This is a genomic window from Polaromonas sp. CG_9.7, assembly GCF_015752205.1.
GTDB lineage: Bacteria > Pseudomonadota > Gammaproteobacteria > Burkholderiales > Burkholderiaceae_C > Polaromonas.
In genome coordinates this window covers 1-3,237 of the sequence record NZ_JADOVG010000039.1, presented here as the reverse complement: position 1 = coordinate 3,237, position 3,237 = coordinate 1, and the positions used below count along the sequence as shown (strand labels likewise).

At 60.1% G+C, this 3,237-nt stretch carries 1 protein-coding gene; it reads left to right on the top strand.

Translation table 11 applies throughout. The features are described 5' to 3' along the window. Window positions 1-18 precede the first annotated feature (18 nt). On the top strand, window positions 19-3,237 hold a 3,219-nt coding region (locus IWX87_RS19335; RefSeq protein WP_304609494.1), incomplete at its 3' end, for a peroxidase family protein.

Genomic DNA, 3,237 nt, shown 5'->3' with positions numbered 1-3,237 from the left:
GCTCCAGCGTCTGCTTTCTTGCATTTTCTTTTTCCATCTTTCTTCGATAGAGAAAATTCAATAAAGTTCATACTTCATTGGGCCGTATCAATAACGACGGTACACACGGTCTTTCACGCCGAGCACAATCGCTTGGTTGAAGACTACAAGCACACCATTCTGGCCAGCGGCAATCTGGCGATCATCAATGAATGGCTGTTGACGGACATTGCAGCAATTCCCACCACTCCTGCCGGTATTGCCGCCCTGAACTGGGACGGCGAACGCATGTTCCAGGCTGGCCGCTTCGTCACCGAAATGCAATACCAGCATCTCGTGTTTGAAGAATTTGCGCGCAAGGTGCAGCCGGCCATCGACCCGTTTGTTTTCTCGGCATCGCCTGACCTGGATCCGGCCATCGTGGCCGAGTTTGCGCACACGGTCTACCGTTTCGGCCACTCGATGCTGACGGAAACCGTGGACCGCCTGGATGCAGCCAACCAGGTCGTTGGCGACGCCAATCCGCTCGAAGCAGGCGCGCAGCAGATCGGCCTGATCCAGGCCTTTTTGAATCCGGTCGAGTTTGACCAGGATGGGGCGGTGTCCGCATCGGTTGCGGCAGGGCAGATCATTCGCGGCATGTCGAAGCAGGCGGGCAATGAGATCGATGAATTCATCACCGAGGCGCTGCGCAACAACCTGGTCGGCCTGCCGCTGGACCTGGGCGCGCTCAACATTGCACGGGCCCGCGAGACAGGCGTGCCGAGTTTGAACAACGCCCGGGCCCAATTTTTCGACATGACCGGGGATTCGCGCCTGACGCCCTACACCAGCTGGACCGACTTCGCGACCCACCTGAAGAACCCGCTGTCGGTGATCAACTTCATTGCCGCCTACGGAACCCATGCCAGCATCCTCGCAGCCACCGAAAACCAGGGCCGCCGCGATGCCGCCATGGCCCTGGTCATCGGCACGGCCGGAGAAACGGCCGCAGTCCATGACGACCGCCTCGCGTTTCTCAATTCAACCGGTGCCTACGCCGGCGGCAGCCTGGGCGGCCTGAATGCCGTGGACTTCTGGATTGGCGGCCTGGCCGAAGAAAAGCAGGAGTTTGGCGGCATGCTGGGCGCCACCTTCAACTTCGTGTTTGAAACCCAGATGGAGAACCTGCAAAACGGTGACCGCTTCTACTACCTGAGCCGAACCCAGGGCATGAACCTGTTGAACCAGCTCGAAGCCAACAGCTTTTCCGCCATCGTCATGCGCAACACCGACCTGGGGACGGCCGGCCAGGGCCACTTGCCAGGCCTGCTGTTCGACACGCCCAACCTCATTCTGGAGGTGGTCAAGTCAGTGCAGATTGGCAGCGACCCCACAAGCGGCAACCCGATTCTGGACATCATCAAGCCCTTGTTCATTCGCGCAGGCCTGAGCGCGATTGACAACAACTACCATTTCCTGCAATACAACGGTTCCGACCACGTCGTTCTGGGCGGCTCCGAACTGCGCGACACCCTGATTGGCGGGCTGGGCATCGATACCCTCTGGGGCGACGGCGGCAACGACCGGCTCGACGGCGGCTATGAGGCGGACAAGGTCTACGGCGGCGATGGCGACGACATCATCACCAACCTGGGCGGCGACGACTTTTTGTTCGGCGACGATGGAAACGACGTGATCAGCATGGGCTCGGGCATCGTGCTCGGGTTTGGCGGCCGGGGCAGCGACTTCATCATGACCGGACCAGACACCCAGGAAGTGTTTGGCGGTGAAGGCAACGACTTCATCCTTGGCAACAGCGGCAGCGACCTCTTGATGGGCAACGAGGGCGACGACTGGATCGAGGGCGGGGAAGGCTTTGACGGCCTGGCGGGCGACAACTCCGAATTGTTCTTCAACAGCCCCATCATTGGCCACGACGTGCTCAACGGCCAGGGCAACGACACCGACTACGACGGCGAATCGGGTGACGACATCATGTTCCAGGGCCCCGGCATTCAGCGCAGCAACGGGATGTTCGGTTTTGACTGGGCCATCCACAAAGGCGACACAATTGGAGCCAACTCGGACCTGGGCATTCCATTTTTTCCGGCGCAGGCGGTGTTCACCCTGCGTGACCGTTTTGACTCGGTGGAAGGTCTGTCGGGCTGGAACCACAACGACGTCTTGACGGGGGCGGCCGTGCTCCGGGGTGCTGCCGGCGGCGCAGGTGCGGGTGCGGGCAATCCGGCTGATGAGAGTGACCTCAAATCCCAGAACGTCAGTTTGATCGACGGCTTTGCCCAATTGCTTGGCTACAACACGCCGGCAAAACTGGCAGCCTTGGCGGCTTTGCCAGTCAACACCTCGGTCATTGACATCACCCAGGGGGCAGAGGTCATTATTGGCGGCGGCGGCAGCGACACCATCAAGGGCAACCTCGGCAACGACATTCTCAACGGTGACGCCTGGCTGAATGTGCGCATCCGCGTGACCCGCAATGTCAGCGACGCGAACACCGCTGACAACGAATGGTTCACGGTGGACAGCATGAACGAGATCAAGGCCCGCATGCTGTCTGGCGAAATCAATCCGGGGCAGTTGCACATCGTTCGCGAGATCAGGCAGTCGGCAACCGTGGCCACCGACATCGACACGGCGGTGTACAACGGCAACATGGCCGAATACACCATTGTGCTGAACGCCGATGGCAGCCGCACCATCACGCATACGCCCGTGGGGGTTGGAGGGGCCTTGGTGAATGATGGCGTTGACACCATTCTTAACTTCGAGCGCATTCAGTTCGCTGACCAGACCTTGTCCATCAATGCCACCATAACTGGGACAAATGGCAACGACGTCCTCATAGGGACATCCGCCAACAACATTCTTCTTGGGCTGGGTGGTAATGATTCCCTGAACGGTGGCCTGGGTGCCGACGTCATGTCGGGCGGTAGCGGCAACGACACCTACTTTGTGGATGACGCGGGCGATGTCGTCAGCGAAGCTGTGGGCGAAGGCACTGATCAGGTCAACAGCTCCAGCAGCTACACCCTGGGCGCTAACATCGAGAACCTCACGCTCACCGGCACGGCGGCGATCAGCGGCACCGGTAACGCACTGGCCAATGTGATCATCGGTAACAGCGCGGCCAATACGCTTTCGGGCGGCGAGGGCAACGACACCCTGAACGGTGGCTTGGGTGCCGACGTCATGTCGGGCGGTAGCGGCAACGACACCTACTTTGTGGATGACGCGGGCGATGTCGTCAGCGAAGCT